Genomic DNA, 14,237 nt, shown 5'->3' on the forward strand with positions numbered 1-14,237 from the left:
TTTCTATATTGCACTAAATGCGTTGTGTATGTGCGATCAGGTAAACGCGTATGCCCTATCCAAGTTGATGTCTGATGGTAAGTCAAAACTATGATAATAGTATTTAAAAAGACAAAGAACACAATTGTCAGCGCAAACCTACTGGCAAATAAGTGTTTTATTTTCTCTTTCATAGATACATTCATTGCTTCCAACTTTTAACATAAGCTCATCAGGTTCATCTGTTTTTTCAATTCTTGGATAAGGTTTATAAAATCTTAAATTTATATATTCTTCTTTATCTGTATAAGCATCGTAAAAGTTATAAATATTAAAACCAGTCAAAACTGCTACCCCTAAAAGACAAAAACGCTTAAATAAAGATGCAAAAAAGCTATCCGCCACTACTTGTCTTTCTTTCATTTGAAAGTAATCAGCCTGCTTAATGGTTAAAGAATATCCCACGTTTGAACGATATTTTATAATATCTTTATCTTTATCATTAAGCGTTTTACGTGTTCGATTAATAAGCTGAGGCAAACTCTCTGGTGATATATTACTATTCCAAATTGCCGTTATGAGCTGTTCTTTTGTCAAGCAATGTGGATAAGCATCATATAATTGGCAAAGCAATAATTGTTGCTTATTTGTTAATCTTTTAACTTCAGATGTAATACTTTGATCAGTAGAGATGTAACTAAGTGATTGTTCTTCAATATCCCATAAATAGTCACCGAGAATGATCAAGGTTTCTTTACTCATTGCTTGTTTTTAACTCATATAGCAAGACCGATTTATGGTTTTATAGCATACCATATGGAAATAATAACTTGTACAGCTCTAATTAATATTTAACCCTTTTAACTAAAATAAACCCAAATACCCACAAGGTAAAAGAGTTGAATAACGAACAATCTGTGTGCAAATTTATACGTAATAACAATAATTTAATAGTTACATTTTCTAAATAATCACACTTTCACTTAAAAGGCACGATAAAAAAAATAAAAACCAATAAATCATACACTTAAAAGCAATATAAAATATAAAAATTCACAAATGTAAGTGACTTATACACTTTCAAATATCGCAATGTAACGTTCACTCCCCATATAAAAAACACAAAGATTATACCGACAATAAAGTGCCCTAAATCATAGCATAAAAACTATAATTACCATTCAGCACACGAATCAATTACAGCTAATACATTTACATATAAGTGTCAGTTTATGTGATACAACTTAAATGTAGAGGGAATTAATCTATGCACATTTTAATCTTAGGGGGCACAGGTGGCATTGGTTCAGCTTTAATAAACGCATATCTAGGCCAAGGCGCGGTTAATCATATCCATGCGACATACCGCAGCAACCAACCAACTATTGAACACCCTCAGCTCACTTGGCATCGTGCTGATGTCAGCAAAGATTCTGATGTGGCTAAGTTATTAGAAACATTTGACCAGCTTGATATAGTGATCAATACGGTTGGCATTTTACACAGTGGCGATAAGATGCCAGAAAAAACCATTACTCAATTTGATAGTGATTTTTTCAATCAAAATATCGCAACGAACGTATTGCCTACTCTGCTCCTCGCTAAGTACTTATCTCCTAAATTAAAATCAAAAACATTGAATTACTTTGTGACTGTTTCGGCAAAAATTGGCAGTATTGAAGACAATCATTTAGGTGGGTGGATAAGTTACCGAAGTTCAAAAGCGGCATTAAATATGGCTTTGAAAACCATTAGCATTGAATGGAAAAATAAAGCCTTTAATACCTGTGTTATAGCGTTTCATCCCGGAACAACTGATACCCACTTATCAAAGCCTTTTCAGCGAAATGTACCTGAAGGTAATTTACAACCGCCAGAACAAGTCGCTGCAGCATTAATTCACTTACTGCAACGACTGAGCTTAGAAGATAATGGTAAGTTCTTTAGCTACGATGGTACTGAAATTCCATGGTGAACATTAAAATATCCAACCATATATATAACCTGCACTCATCGCCATGGTTAAAACAACAGTAACAAAAGCAATGATCATTGGCGTTTTAAATATTGATTTCAGCAAGATAACTTCAGTTAAACTTGCTCCTGCACTACCAATGATTAATGCCATTACCGCACCTAGTCCCATTCCTTTTGCAGCTAATGCCGCACTTAATGGGATCACCGCTTCAGCACGAATGTATAGCGGGATACCAATAATAGCCGCTACCGGAATCGCAAATGGGTTATTTTCATTGGCTACTTTGGCAACAAATTCCGTTGGCATAAAACCGTAAATCACAGAGCCAATCGCAATACCGCCAATTAAATACGGCAGAACTTTTTTAAAGTCTTTCCAAGTGGTATCCCAGATTTTTTTCCATTTATTGGTTTCAACCTTAGTACCGCTACAACTCTTCGCACAACATGATGGTTCAGGCTCAATATAGGCTTCTGGCTTTACAAAACGCTCAAAATTAAGCTTTTCTAACACCACACCCGCAATGACAGAAACGCCCATCGCCATTACAAAATAAAACACCGCGACTTTAATGCCAAAAGTAGCAATAAATAAACCGATAATGATTGGATTAAGTAACGGGCTTGCAAACAAAAACACCATCATGGTGCCAAAGCCTGCTTTTGCTCTGAGCAATCCTTTTAAAAATGGAATAGTAGAGCAAGAACAAAAAGGCGTAATCGCGCCTAACAGGCCAGCCACGATATAACCTCTCCCTTGTTTGCCACTCAGTATCTGCTGGATCTTTTTCGGTGGAATATAGCTTTGCAACACTCCCACTAAAAAGCTAATCAATAAAAACAGTAGTGTTAGCTCAGTAGCTAAAAAGAGAAACATCTCTAAAGTATCTTTTAACATCACAAAACCTTTAATCTATATTTCTAGAATAATCGAAATATAGATTAACCGATTGGAACGATCAAGATATTTCTAGTATTATCGAAATATAAATTCAGTACGAGACGTAAGATGAATACAGAAATTATCGCTAAAGCATTGAAAGAATTAGGTCATCCGACACGATTAATGATTTACAAATCGGTGATAAGAGCAGGTCATCAAGGTATTGCTGTGGGTGGTTTACAAGAAAAACTGGCGATTCCCGGCTCTACTCTCTCTCACCATATTTCAGGACTAGCATCCGCAGGATTGATTTCACAGCGTAGAGAAGGACGAACCTTGTTTTGCGTGGCGGAATACCAGAAATTAGATTCAGTGATCGCATATTTACAAGATGAATGCTGTGCCGATGAAAATCAGCAATAGAAAAGGCGACTATTATTTTAGTAAAGCAACAACAGTATGACGGTGAACGTTCGCTTGTGCCGCTAAGGTTCGATAAGTTGCGCTAAACTGTTGATTACCCGTACCTGACAACTGGCTAAGCTTATCTTCCACTTGCTTGATATCACTCACAGCAGTGTTAGCTTTTGCTGCTGCCATTTGTTTAGCCAATGTCGTTTGGTAAGCTTTTATATCATCGAGACTTTGTTGCACTTGCCGTAAATGCTGATTCACTTTTACTAATGTATCGCGGATTTGCTCGCGGTTATTTAAGCTAAGCTGCCCATCTTCAATCCCTTCCGGTTCAGGCTTAATCGTTAACGTATTTGCCTGTCCCGCTGGGTATCTATGCCCCTGACCAACAACCTGTACTTTACCTTCAAGACTTTGGTAATCATGTTCATTGGCACGAAATGTAATATCACCATTATCTTGCACTGATGCGCGAAGACCAAAAGGGATCACATGGCGATCTATCTGCGATACTAACGCTTTATCACTTAGTTTCGCATCCATATTCACAACAACCGTTCCTAACTGTTGAAAGCTTAATTTAATCAGCTCACTGTGCTCTCGCTGACGCAGGACATTCAAACCGGGTACTGAAAATGTCCGTGTTATTGGCCTATCAATATTCACCTTTAGCTCGGCATCAATGACACGTAGACCATCACTTTTGGCTTGATTAAGTATGTTTTTAATCGAATCCAAATGGCGATTAGCATTGGTTTGAGAAGATGGGTCAATAGCACGATGGGCAATCAGCTCTGCACTTAATACCTTTTTTATTGCTTGTAATTCTCGCCCTACCGCACCTAACGCCTGTTGTGCAATTTGTACTGATGTTGCTTGTTGCTGCCCTTTCGCAAGTAGTGTTTTAGAAACTGAATATCCATCGGGTTGATAACTCAATTGCTTTAACGGCGAAGTCGAGGCATTTTTAGCATCAACCTTACCTGCCACAGCAGGCGTTACCACCGACTGCTTGTTGGCGTTGGTAAAATGAATATTCTGGGTTCTAACTTCCGCTGTACTGGTCACCATAATACTGCACTACCTTACAAACGATTAAACAATGATAAATCGTTAATTTTCATGTAGCTCGCCTGTGTTGCTTGTAATGCCGCCATATAATTATTTAAACGTACCGACGCTTCACCATAATCCAACGCTTCTAGATCATTGGTTACCGCTTCAACAAATAGCTTATTATCACCATGGCTGGTTTCCATTAAATCTAAATTATTATGACGCCCACCGATATCGGTTACTGCAGCTAAAACGTTATCATGTGTTATATCTAGAGTGTTTAACGTTGCTTGTAAGGTGTTATTGAGATTTGCTGTTGGGGCTTGTAACTCGGTTATCGCTGCGTCAATCTGATTTAAAATATTATTACCACCAAGATCGAGCATTTCTTGTGAAGCAAAATTGGCTTCCATCGTCACGCCCTTTGCTACCGTCACCACACGTTTATCACTGTTGCCTTCAAAAATATAACCACCAGCAGGCTGCGGTGTGATCGCAGGAACATCACTTTGCGTGCCAGAAAAGTGATAATTACCTTCTTCATCTTGAACGTTAAAAGAAGATATTAATGCATCACGTAAACTGACTAATTTATTGGCATAACTTTCTCTATCAGCATCTGATATGGCACCATTTGACGCTAACAATAACGTATCTCGCATATCCTTTAACGTATCACTTGCAGCCATTAAATGAACTTCTTGCGACGATAGCGCTGTTTTCACATTGTTGATATTGTCTTGATACTGATTTATCGCGCTATTTTCACGTTCGAGATTCAATAAGTTGATGGAATCAATTGGGTTGTCAGACAATTTTAGTAATCGCTGACCTGTCGACATCTGCGCTAACACTTCACCTAAGCCTTGGTTATTTTTTGATAGGCTAGTTAACATTAGCTGACTAAATTGCGTATCACTGACTCTCATCATTCATCCCTTACAGTAATCGTAATACTGAATCGAACAACTCATTAGCTGTGCTGATCACTTTCATATTGGCTTGATAAGCATTGGTAAATGTCATCAGGTTTGCCGCTTCTTCATCACTGTTAACCGCACTTAAATTATCTCGTGCTGCGTTGGCTTGGCTAAACAAGGTTTCCGCCGCTTTTTGATCAACTGCAGCTTGTCGTGTTTCAATAGCCGTTTTACCCACCATAGAAGCAAATGCATCATTCAAGCTGACATTACCTAACCCAGTGATCGCCATTGGTTTTGTCGACAAATTAATCAAGGCTTGCAGAGTATCACTGTTGCCCGGCGTCCCATCTGACGACAGTGCAAGCTCTGCTGGTGTGATCGCTGTAATATCAAGGCTGGACGCTGGTAAATTAGGATCAAATGAAAACAATGCTTGCCCAGGATCACCATTTAAATCAAAACCACCAGCCAGTACTTGATTAAATTCTGAAGCTAAATTTTCTGCCATTTCATTAAGCGCTTGCTGAGTGGGTTTTAAGGTGTTTTTAAGGTAATCATCGTAAGCACCAAGTTGACCACCAAGCTCACCAGTGACCACAAAAATTTGCCCGGCAAAGTCGATTTCAATATTCTGAATAAAAGGTTCATTCACTATTGGTGTCGCTTTAAGTTGTGCAGCATCACTGCCTAATATCAATGGTTGCCCTGATGCTAACGTGACTTGCAAACTACCATTAGGTTGTTGCGTTGAACTGATCTCTACCACTTCAGAAAGCTGTTTGATTAATACGTCTCGCTCATCAATAAGCTGAGAAGGATTACCACCGGTCGCTTGTGTCTCAACAACGCGATGGTTTATATCAGCAATGTTGTTCATTAAGCTGTTAGCATGCTCAATAGATGCCGTCGCCTTATCACTGATACGGTTACCTTGACCATGTAAAGATTCAGACAAGGTATTAAAACGACGAGATAACGCTTTAGCTTCATTAATAATTTGCTGGCGATTAGGGGTAGATTCCGGTTTAAGCGTCGCGTCATTTAATGCTGAAAATAACGAGTCTAAGCCAGCACTAATATTAAAACCCTCGCCACCTAATAGGCTTTCGAGCATCGTCATATTCGCTAAATTCGCATTGCTTGCTGCTTGTTGACTGGTTGCCGCCCACATTTGTTTTACAATGAATTGATCCGATACACGACGAATGCTATCAACTTCAACCCCACTGCCAGCGCTGAAAAGTTCACGTCCCGCTAACGCACTCATCATCGCTTGTTGTCGGCTATAACCGACGGTGTTGACATTAGCAACATTATGGGCAGTGACATCAAGGGCGGTTTTATTGGCATTTAAACCACTTAAGCCAATATTGATCATATTCATAGCCGTTAACGCTCCTTGTAATATTGCAGTGATTGTTGAAAAGCAGCGCTATTACTCATAGCAATAGAATGAGCCGTGTCATGCTTAATCACTGGCTGTTTTTCATGTGATGATCGCGCTTGATGAGTTAAGGCGACAGGATTATCAGCATTATTAAATGGGCGTTCAGAGCTTAACTGCTTCACTAGCATTTCACTGATCCCTGTTTGTTGCTGTTTTGCCATTTCAATTGCTAACTGGCCATCGTAAAAATCTCGATACACGCTCTGCTGTTTACTCGAAAACGGATTGTCTTCATCCGCTAACACATCACTGCTGCTGCGCATTTGACGTAACACCATTTGCAAAAACATCGCTTCAAATTGCCCTGCAACCACCTCTAGCCCTTGTTGATCGGAGATCGAATGCTTAATTTGCTGCAAGCCATTATTGTCGTGATACAGCACATTATTCTTGCCGAGCGTCGTGATATTGGTTTCGCTATTCATTAAAGCCTCCTAAATCACTACCAGCTCTGCATTCAATGCGCCCGCTTCATGTAATGCCTGTAAAATAGACATTAAATCATCAGGTGACGCACCTAAGCTGTTCACGGCATTAACGATAGTATTAAGCTCAGTTCCTTCAGGCCAAATGTACATTTGCGCCTCATCTTGGTTGATATCAACAGTGGAGTTGTTGACACGCTCTGTAGTGCCTTGACTAAAGGCATTAGGCTGGCTGATTTGTTGGCTTTCTGAAATCGTCACAGTAAGGTTGCCGTGGCTCACCGCCGCTTCACTCACACGAACATTTTTGCCAACCACCACAGTTCCTGTTCGTGCATTAAATACGACTCGTGCCGCTTTTCGCCCCGTCATTACTTTTAAATCTTCCAACATCGACATAAACGTCACCCGTTGTTGTAAGTCTTGCGGCGCACGCATTTCCACTCGCCCTTTACTTACCGCTGTCGCGACCTTAGGCCCAAACGTAGTATTGATTGCACGAGCAATATTCTTTGCGGTAGTAAAACTTGGTTGGCGTAAATTCAGGGTTACTATGCTGTTGTTATTAAAGTCTGTCGGTATTTCTCGCTCTAACGTAGCACCGTTAGGAATACGCCCTGTCGTTGGAGTATTGACGGTGATTTTTGAACCACTTTGTCCTTCTGCTTTTACCCCTCCGACAACCACATTTCCCTGTGCAACAGCATAAACCTCACCATCAATACCTCTAAGTGGCGTCAGTAATAAAGTACCGCCACGTAGGCTTTTTGCATCACCAATAGATGAAACCACAACATTGAGCTCTTGACCGGGTCCTGCCATCGCTTCAACGGTAGCAGTAACACTCACTGAAGCGACATTTTTAAGCTTTGGATCGATCCTATCGCCAATTTGTACCCCAAATTGACGCAACATATTGGTAATTGACTGGCTAGTAAATTTCACTTGATTACGATCACCAGAACCATCGAGACCAACCACTAAGCCATAACCCACCAGCTGATTTGAGCGTATGCCTTGCACATCCACTAAATCCATCATAGGTACTGCTGTTTTCGCACTAACGTTAAGCGGCATCCAACCAAACGTCACACACAAAAAAGACAGGATTAAATAAACAATTTTTTTCATTAGAATGGCATCCATGGGCTAGTGAAAAATTGTGTTAACCAGCCTGCAGCATTGCTATCAGCCAGTGCCCCTCGTCCTGAATAGGTGATCCTTGCGTCGCCAATTCGCTGTGATGAAACTTGATTATGACGATTCACATCATCAACCCGAACCACGCCCGTTAAGCGTATGTATTCATCCCCTTGGTTTAGTCGAATCCACTTTTCACCGCGGATCATTAGCACGCCATTAGGTAATACCTTATGAACAGTAACAGTAATTGCCCCTTGCAGTTTATTACCTTGAGTACTGGCAGCTGCACCATCAAAACCACGATCGCCGCTGACACTAGCAGATAAATCATCAAAAGCTTTGTTACCTAATGTTGGCACTGCAAAATCAATAGATGATGATTTACCAAATTTGGTATTGGCTTTTTTACTCGATTGAGTTTGCTCATTAAGTAATACAGTCAGCACATCACCAACACGGTAGGCACGACGATCTTGAAACAAGGTCATCGAGTAATTATGACGATACAAGCTGCCATGCTTGGCTTCAGGTAAGCTGTAATCAAGATCGGGCGGCGCAAAAGCAGCATCATTAGGTTCAGGTGGAATAAACTCTTCACGTACCGCACAACCTGATATTAGAAAAAGAATACATAGCAATAGTAAAAGCGGATTCATCCTCACTCCTTACACGGCTTGAGCGACAAATTTCAGCATATCATCAGCAGCAGAGACGACTTTGGCATTCATTTCATAAGCCCGTTGGGTGGTGATCATATCGACCATTTCTTCCACCACCTGTACGTTTGAGCCTTCTAATGCCCCTTGTTTCAAACTGCCTGCGCCATCAGTGCCTGCGATGATCTCTTGTGCCTGTCCACTGGCTTGTGTTTCTTTATAAAGGTTGCCACCAATGGCTTCTAAACCCGCAGGGTTAATAAACTTAGCTAAGGTGATTTGACCTAATTCTTGCGGCTCAGGATCCCCTGCTAAAGTGGCTGTAACAATGCCGTCGACACCGATAGAGATACTATTGGCTTCTTCTGGAATTTGGATTTGAGGCTGTAATGGTAACCCTTGTCCGTTCACCATTAAGCCTTCTGAATTAACGTGGAACTGCCCATTACGGCTATACATAACTTGACCATCAGAGTTTTCAATTTGGAAAAAACCCGATCCCATAACAGCTAGATCCAGTTGCTGTTGGGTATTTTGTGAATTACCTTGCGTAAACACTTTTTGTGTCCCAACAACTCGAACACCACTGCCAAGTTGCACACCGCTAGGAAGTTGATTTAACTGATCAACTTGCGCGCCTGGTTGACGTTGAATGCTATAAAACAGATCTTCAAAAACAACCCGATCACGTTTGAAACCTACTGTATTCACATTAGCTAAATTGTTAGAAATCGCAGTCATTTTGGTATCTTGTGCTGCCATTCCTGTTTTACTAACCCAAAGTGCTGAATGCATGACGACTCTCCTTGTAACTAATCAGTACCAACGCCATTAGCGAGGATTCATTAACCGTGTACCTGCTTGTGCTAACGTTTCTGCGGTTTTCATCATCCGCACTTGCATTTCAAAATTGCGAGTCAGCGACATCACGCTAACAAGCTCATTAATCGCAGAAACATTACTGCCATCTAAATGTCCGGCCGTTATAGCCACAGTAGGATCTTGCGCAAACACTTGATCGTTTATGGGATGAAATAGACCATCACTGTGTTTTTGTAGTTGAGTAAACTCAGGATCGACTAACTTCAATTGTCCAACTTCCAGCTTGGCACCACCGCCAGGCGGCACGACAGTCACTACACCTTTATCGCTAATTTCCACATCTTGATGCTCTGGGAGCACTACGGCTTCCCCTTCTGACATCAAAGGAAAACCGTTAACGCGCATCATGCCCTCTTCATCGACTCGAATATTACCTGCTCGGGTATAGGCTTCATTGCCAGCTATGGTTTGCACGGTAAAAAAGCCATCACCGTTAATCGCAATATCTAATGCTCGCCCTGTTTTGATCACATCACCAGCATCAAAACGTGTCGCTGCTGAGTTAGTCACAACCATGGTGCGACCATCAAAACCGGCACCTTGCAGAGGAATACTTTGTACCCGCTCCATATCCGCACGAAAGCCAGCGGTATCTGCATTTGATAAGTTATTTGAACGTACATGTTGCGCTTTCATTACACGGCTTGCGCCACTGGTTGCGGTATATAAAAAACTATCCATAACAGCCTCTCACTACACCGCGTTAAAGAGTGATTGCGTTAATTTATCTGACGTCGAAATAGTTTTGGCATTGGCTTGATAGTTACGCTGAGCTGTCATTAGGCTAACTAATTCGCTAGTAAGATCGACATTCGAGCCTTCTAATGCGCCTGCAACTAATCCACCTAAGGTACCCGTACCCGGCGCGCCATTAACAGGAGCCCCTGAGCTGAAACTTTGGATCCATGAAGTGCCATTGGTTTTTACCAAGCCTTGAGGATTAGCAAAATCAGCCAACATCACCTGACCTTGTAACTGAGATTGACCATTAGTGTAAGTGGCAAACACCATCCCGTTATCTTCAACACGCACACCAGCGAGCTCACCTGAGGTATAGCCATTTGGCGCATTAGTGCTCACGCCAAAATCCGCACCAAACTGAGTCGTCCCAGCTATATCAATATTGATATTCGCCGCATCCGCACCTGCTGGGTTGAAATTTACAGCAAAAGGAGCCGTTGGTGATTGCAGTGTACCGTCGGTATTAAAAACAACATTTTGGGTTTGCGACGGTGTAGCCGCGCCATTAACGACCACATTCACTTGCCACTCATTAGCATTAGTTTTAGTGAAATACTGTGTGACGGTATGAGGGTTACCTAAAGAGTCATACACTTTTGAGGTATAAGAAGAATTAAAGCTATCCGTTGAATTAGGATCGAAAGAATTAATAGCAGGATCAATAACACTCGACCGGGCATCTAAGTTAGCCACAAAAGCTAGCTCATCTGTCGCTTTTGCTGGTAGTGAAGCGGTGGTGATTTTTAAATTCCCTACCGCGCCTGCTTGTAAATTGTTATTCGCATCAACGGTATAACCTTGAAGTTTGGCACCATTATTACTAACAATGTTGTTATCTTTATCAGAGCCAAACACACCTGAACGGGTATATAAGGTTTGCCCAGTATGATCTTTAGTAACAAAAAAGCCACTGCCCGAAATCGCCAGATCTAACGGTCGACCTGTCCCTGTAATTGAACCTGTTTTATCAAAATTCTGCGAAATAGCAGCAACTTCTACCCCTCCAGCTTGCATACCATTATACACAGCTGAAAATTCAGTACGTGACTCTTTAAAACCTGAGGTAGAAACATTGGCAATATTATTACTAATCGTATTTAACTGAACATTGGTTGCGTCTAATCCACTTAATGCAATATCAAAACTCATAACATCCTCTTTTCTTCATTCCTCTATTGCTTTCGCTAACGATGAAAACCAAAACGAAAGCTTAAATAGATTTACTCGCCAAACTGGCTAATTTGATAAAACGGTACTCGACCAATACCTTCAACATTGACCAACGCGGCACCGCCATTAGAGGGCACGCGAACCTGTGATACTTCCCCTGCCAGCAAAACACTGGGTTGTGGTATATCTTTCGCCACCTCAACGTTGATTTGATATTGCCCTTTAGCTAAACCCAACGCGTTAGGATCAATCGTAAATTCCACTTCACCTTTATTTTTAGGTCCTAACGGCATGATTTTCTTGTTACCAAGTTGATCAGTTAAAACAATTGAGACGGTACTCGATGCATGTTCTAATTCAATTCGCCCTTGCTGCTTAGCATCCGTTAATTCAACCTCATTACCTTCAACATAAACGGTTTGCCCTACTAACCCAGCCGTTGACAGAACTTGCATGTTATCCAGTAAAACCATGTTGTTTTGCATCAACTTCGCCATATTTTCAGTACTTTCAACCTGAGAAAATTGAGCTAGCTGACCAACATATTCGGTCCCATCAAGTGGATTGAGAGGATCTTGATTTTGGATCTGTGCCACCATCAAATTGATAAATTCATTTTTTAATGAGTTAGCATCGTTAGCATTATTTGGGTTACCCGCTACAGCCATATTGGTCGACTCAATCGCAGGCACATCTGTACTCAGTGCGTTAAATTGGGCAATGGTCATTAATTACCCTCCCCTAAACGTAGCAACCCTTGCTGCATACTTTTTACGTTACTAAGCACTTCAACGTTAGTTTCAAAGCTTCGGGTAGCTGACATCATGTCTGCCATTTCAGCGACTACATCTATATCAGGGTAATAAACATACCCCTCTTCATTGGCGAGTGGATTGCTCGGTTCAAAACGCTTTTCTGCCTCACCTGCGTGTTGAACAACATCCATGATCCTTACTTCTGCACTGGGATAATTAGCTTGATCGCCAGTTAACTGTGTTTTGCCATAAACAGTCGCAAAAACAGGCTTCAACGCTTGATAGGCATCATCAGGATTTGCCGCTACCGCATCAGCATTCGCTAAGTTACTTGCGACAGTATTTAAACGTATGGTTTGTGCATTCATTGCAGAGCCAGCAATGGCATAAATATCAGTAAAAGCCATGATTAACGCCCCTTGATTACTTCAGCCAAGCCTCTGAATTTCATATTAATGAAAGTTAAACTGCTCTGAAAATCCATATTGTTCTTGGTAAATTTTGCTTGCTCGACACTCAGTTCGACCGTGTTACCATCCTTGGAATTTTGATATGGCACGCTATAACCATCAGACACCACCAGCTGAGAAGTGGCCTTTTGTACTTTTCCCAAATCCATCTGATTTGCGATGGCATCAAAACGAATATCTTTGGCAAGATACCCAGGGGTATCAACATTTGCTAAATTACTGGCAAGCACCTTGGCTCTTTGCACTCGAAAATCTAGCGTTTGTGGATGAATCCCCAATGCACTATCAAAACTTATTGCCATCTACCTCTCCTTAGCAAGCACAATAGCTATTGCAATAAAGAGAGATAATCCAAAATACATGCCATAATAATAAGTATTATTATTCATAAAGTTATGAGCATTACGGAAAGAAAACTTCCTCTAAAGGAAGTCAAACGGAAAGGAAAAGCTGTGCAGATATTACATGTAATTTCATTGATGATGTTATTGCTGCTACCCACATTAGGCTGGGCGAATTCAGCATCACAGAAAGTCGCCTCACAAGAGCATAAACTTGATACCAAATTGTTAGAACAACAATTAAAAAAAGCCGTAAAGCAAGAAATCGACAACTATAGCGAGCGACACCAATGGTCGAACGTTACCAGCCAAATTAAGGTAAAACTGCCAACAGCAGCTTCATCGCTACCTTCTTGCCCAACACCATTACGCTTTTCGAGCCAAGATAACCAAGCCCAACCTATTGGACGCTTAAAACGACAAGTTAAGTGTGAAAGCACGCCTATGAACTGGCAGTTCAATGCAACCATTTATGTTGAGCTCACTCTCCCCGTAATTGTTGCCAAAACACAGATAAATCGAAATGAAATGATTACGAGTGACATGCTCAGTCACCAATCAATACGACTAAAAAGACCGAAAGCCATCATAACATCAACAGATCAAACTATCGGCTCATATACAACAAGAAGAGTTCGCCAAGGACAACTGATCACTGAAAACTTATTAAAGAAACCCTTTTTGATAAATAAGGGAGATGAAGTACTCATTGTGGCAAAAAAAGGAGAATTCCAAGCCACAACTAAAGGTATCGCTTTAGAGCATGGAAAACTGAACGAGCAAATAAAAATTCAAAACAAAAACTCGCATAAAGTGATCTCTGGCAGAGTTTTCGCCCAAGGAAAAGTGGAAACAATATTTTAAAATACGCCAAAAAACCAACTTGTATACAAAGAATAAACACCAGTATTTTGACGTCTTTTAAGGCATTTATTCCATAAATAACTATTCCTTTTGTCAATAATCAAAAGTTAA

Annotated in this window: 17 protein-coding genes; 3 read left to right on the forward strand and 14 right to left on the reverse strand. The window is 40.8% G+C overall.

Annotated features, from left to right (window positions below; translation table 11 throughout):
- Positions 1 to 138 precede the first annotated feature (138 nt).
- Positions 139 to 741 carry a winged helix-turn-helix domain-containing protein gene (locus E5A76_RS15670; RefSeq protein WP_161119483.1) on the reverse strand — a complete coding sequence of 201 codons (603 nt, stop codon included), beginning with the start codon at positions 739 to 741 and terminating at the stop codon, positions 139 to 141.
- Between the two features lie 505 nt (positions 742 to 1,246).
- Here E5A76_RS15670 and E5A76_RS15675 point away from each other — a divergent pair.
- Positions 1,247 to 1,954 carry an SDR family NAD(P)-dependent oxidoreductase gene (locus E5A76_RS15675; protein ID WP_161119484.1) on the forward strand — a complete coding sequence of 236 codons (708 nt, stop codon included), beginning with the start codon at positions 1,247 to 1,249 and terminating at the stop codon, positions 1,952 to 1,954.
- A gap of 3 nt (positions 1,955 to 1,957) precedes the next feature.
- On the opposite strand, the gene E5A76_RS15680 is transcribed toward E5A76_RS15675, so the two are convergent.
- Positions 1,958 to 2,854 (reverse strand): permease, encoded by an 897-nt coding sequence (locus E5A76_RS15680; protein WP_161119485.1) that lies wholly within the window; start codon positions 2,852 to 2,854, stop codon positions 1,958 to 1,960.
- A gap of 111 nt (positions 2,855 to 2,965) precedes the next feature.
- Between E5A76_RS15680 and E5A76_RS15685 the strand changes: the two genes are divergently transcribed.
- Positions 2,966 to 3,262, forward strand: coding sequence for an ArsR/SmtB family transcription factor (locus E5A76_RS15685; protein WP_008988946.1), 297 nt, complete (start codon positions 2,966 to 2,968; stop codon positions 3,260 to 3,262).
- Between the two features lie 12 nt (positions 3,263 to 3,274).
- On the opposite strand, the gene E5A76_RS15690 is transcribed toward E5A76_RS15685, so the two are convergent.
- The 12 genes from E5A76_RS15690 to flgB all read right to left on the reverse strand — a co-directional run bounded on the left by E5A76_RS15690 (position 3,275) and on the right by flgB (position 13,223).
- On the reverse strand, positions 3,275 to 4,324 hold the full coding sequence (locus tag E5A76_RS15690; RefSeq protein WP_161119486.1) for a flagellin: 1,050 nt from the start codon (positions 4,322 to 4,324) through the stop codon (positions 3,275 to 3,277).
- A 14-nt stretch (positions 4,325 to 4,338) separates the two neighbouring features.
- Positions 4,339 to 5,238 carry a flagellar hook-associated protein FlgL gene (gene flgL, locus E5A76_RS15695; protein WP_161119494.1) on the reverse strand — a complete coding sequence of 300 codons (900 nt, stop codon included), beginning with the start codon at positions 5,236 to 5,238 and terminating at the stop codon, positions 4,339 to 4,341.
- 10 nt (positions 5,239 to 5,248) lie between these two features.
- On the reverse strand, positions 5,249 to 6,616 hold the full coding sequence (gene flgK, locus E5A76_RS15700; RefSeq protein ID WP_161119487.1) for a flagellar hook-associated protein FlgK: 1,368 nt from the start codon (positions 6,614 to 6,616) through the stop codon (positions 5,249 to 5,251).
- A 5-nt stretch (positions 6,617 to 6,621) separates the two neighbouring features.
- Positions 6,622 to 7,104: a rod-binding protein gene (locus E5A76_RS15705; RefSeq protein ID WP_161119488.1), complete on the reverse strand. Its 483-nt coding sequence runs from the start codon at positions 7,102 to 7,104 to the stop codon at positions 6,622 to 6,624.
- Between the two features lie 9 nt (positions 7,105 to 7,113).
- Positions 7,114 to 8,181, reverse strand: a complete 1,068-nt coding sequence (locus E5A76_RS15710) for a flagellar basal body P-ring protein FlgI (RefSeq protein ID WP_237459057.1) — start codon at positions 8,179 to 8,181, stop codon at positions 7,114 to 7,116.
- A gap of 53 nt (positions 8,182 to 8,234) precedes the next feature.
- On the reverse strand, positions 8,235 to 8,903 hold the full coding sequence (gene flgH, locus E5A76_RS15715) for a flagellar basal body L-ring protein FlgH (protein ID WP_008988939.1): 669 nt from the start codon (positions 8,901 to 8,903) through the stop codon (positions 8,235 to 8,237).
- A gap of 9 nt (positions 8,904 to 8,912) precedes the next feature.
- Positions 8,913 to 9,698 carry a flagellar basal-body rod protein FlgG gene (flgG, locus tag E5A76_RS15720; protein ID WP_053988750.1) on the reverse strand — a complete coding sequence of 262 codons (786 nt, stop codon included), beginning with the start codon at positions 9,696 to 9,698 and terminating at the stop codon, positions 8,913 to 8,915.
- Between the two features lie 36 nt (positions 9,699 to 9,734).
- On the reverse strand, positions 9,735 to 10,466 hold the full coding sequence (gene flgF, locus E5A76_RS15725; RefSeq protein WP_161119490.1) for a flagellar basal-body rod protein FlgF: 732 nt from the start codon (positions 10,464 to 10,466) through the stop codon (positions 9,735 to 9,737).
- Positions 10,467 to 10,478: 12 nt separating this feature from the next.
- Entirely contained in the window at positions 10,479 to 11,675 is a 1,197-nt protein-coding gene (gene flgE, locus E5A76_RS15730) for a flagellar hook protein FlgE (protein WP_161119491.1), read from the reverse strand.
- Positions 11,676 to 11,746: 71 nt separating this feature from the next.
- Complete coding sequence (gene flgD, locus E5A76_RS15735; protein ID WP_161119492.1) at positions 11,747 to 12,424, reverse strand: flagellar hook assembly protein FlgD; 678 nt, start codon at positions 12,422 to 12,424, stop codon at positions 11,747 to 11,749.
- Positions 12,424 to 12,858: a flagellar basal body rod protein FlgC gene (flgC, locus tag E5A76_RS15740; protein ID WP_107184682.1), complete on the reverse strand. Its 435-nt coding sequence runs from the start codon at positions 12,856 to 12,858 to the stop codon at positions 12,424 to 12,426. Before flgC ends, flgD begins: the two co-directional genes overlap by 1 nt.
- Before the next feature lie 2 nt (positions 12,859 to 12,860).
- On the reverse strand, positions 12,861 to 13,223 hold the full coding sequence (gene flgB / locus E5A76_RS15745; RefSeq protein ID WP_161119493.1) for a flagellar basal body rod protein FlgB: 363 nt from the start codon (positions 13,221 to 13,223) through the stop codon (positions 12,861 to 12,863).
- A 93-nt stretch (positions 13,224 to 13,316) separates the two neighbouring features.
- Here flgB and flgA point away from each other — a divergent pair, with 93 nt between their 5' ends.
- Positions 13,317 to 14,126 carry a flagellar basal body P-ring formation chaperone FlgA gene (gene flgA / locus E5A76_RS15750; RefSeq protein ID WP_237459055.1) on the forward strand — a complete coding sequence of 270 codons (810 nt, stop codon included), beginning with the start codon at positions 13,317 to 13,319 and terminating at the stop codon, positions 14,124 to 14,126.
- The last annotated feature ends 111 nt before the right edge of the window (positions 14,127 to 14,237 follow it).

It is taken from the genome of Photobacterium lucens, assembly GCF_009873615.1.
Classification (GTDB): Bacteria; Pseudomonadota; Gammaproteobacteria; order Enterobacterales; family Vibrionaceae; genus Photobacterium; species Photobacterium lucens.

What these genes read in the sequence shown, in the direction of transcription:
- E5A76_RS15670 (WP_161119483.1), bottom strand. Translation starts at nt 741, where the DNA reads ATGAGTAAAGAAACCTTGATCATTCTCGGTGACTATTTATGGGATATT.
- E5A76_RS15675 (WP_161119484.1), top strand. Translation starts at nt 1,247, where the DNA reads ATGCACATTTTAATCTTAGGGGGCACAGGTGGCATTGGTTCAGCTTTA.
- E5A76_RS15680 (WP_161119485.1), bottom strand. Translation starts at nt 2,854, where the DNA reads ATGTTAAAAGATACTTTAGAGATGTTTCTCTTTTTAGCTACTGAGCTA.
- E5A76_RS15685 (WP_008988946.1), top strand. Translation starts at nt 2,966, where the DNA reads ATGAATACAGAAATTATCGCTAAAGCATTGAAAGAATTAGGTCATCCG.
- E5A76_RS15690 (WP_161119486.1), bottom strand. Translation starts at nt 4,324, where the DNA reads ATGGTGACCAGTACAGCGGAAGTTAGAACCCAGAATATTCATTTTACC.
- flgL (WP_161119494.1), bottom strand. Translation starts at nt 5,238, where the DNA reads ATGAGAGTCAGTGATACGCAATTTAGTCAGCTAATGTTAACTAGCCTA.
- flgK (WP_161119487.1), bottom strand. Translation starts at nt 6,616, where the DNA reads ATGAATATGATCAATATTGGCTTAAGTGGTTTAAATGCCAATAAAACC.
- E5A76_RS15705 (WP_161119488.1), bottom strand. Translation starts at nt 7,104, where the DNA reads ATGAATAGCGAAACCAATATCACGACGCTCGGCAAGAATAATGTGCTG.
- E5A76_RS15710 (WP_237459057.1), bottom strand. Translation starts at nt 8,181, where the DNA reads ATGCCGCTTAACGTTAGTGCGAAAACAGCAGTACCTATGATGGATTTA.
- flgH (WP_008988939.1), bottom strand. Translation starts at nt 8,903, where the DNA reads ATGAATCCGCTTTTACTATTGCTATGTATTCTTTTTCTAATATCAGGT.
- flgG (WP_053988750.1), bottom strand. Translation starts at nt 9,698, where the DNA reads ATGCATTCAGCACTTTGGGTTAGTAAAACAGGAATGGCAGCACAAGAT.
- flgF (WP_161119490.1), bottom strand. Translation starts at nt 10,466, where the DNA reads ATGGATAGTTTTTTATATACCGCAACCAGTGGCGCAAGCCGTGTAATG.
- flgE (WP_161119491.1), bottom strand. Translation starts at nt 11,675, where the DNA reads ATGAGTTTTGATATTGCATTAAGTGGATTAGACGCAACCAATGTTCAG.
- flgD (WP_161119492.1), bottom strand. Translation starts at nt 12,424, where the DNA reads ATGACCATTGCCCAATTTAACGCACTGAGTACAGATGTGCCTGCGATT.
- flgC (WP_107184682.1), bottom strand. Translation starts at nt 12,858, where the DNA reads ATGGCTTTTACTGATATTTATGCCATTGCTGGCTCTGCAATGAATGCA.
- flgB (WP_161119493.1), bottom strand. Translation starts at nt 13,223, where the DNA reads ATGGCAATAAGTTTTGATAGTGCATTGGGGATTCATCCACAAACGCTA.
- flgA (WP_237459055.1), top strand. Translation starts at nt 13,317, where the DNA reads ATGAGCATTACGGAAAGAAAACTTCCTCTAAAGGAAGTCAAACGGAAA.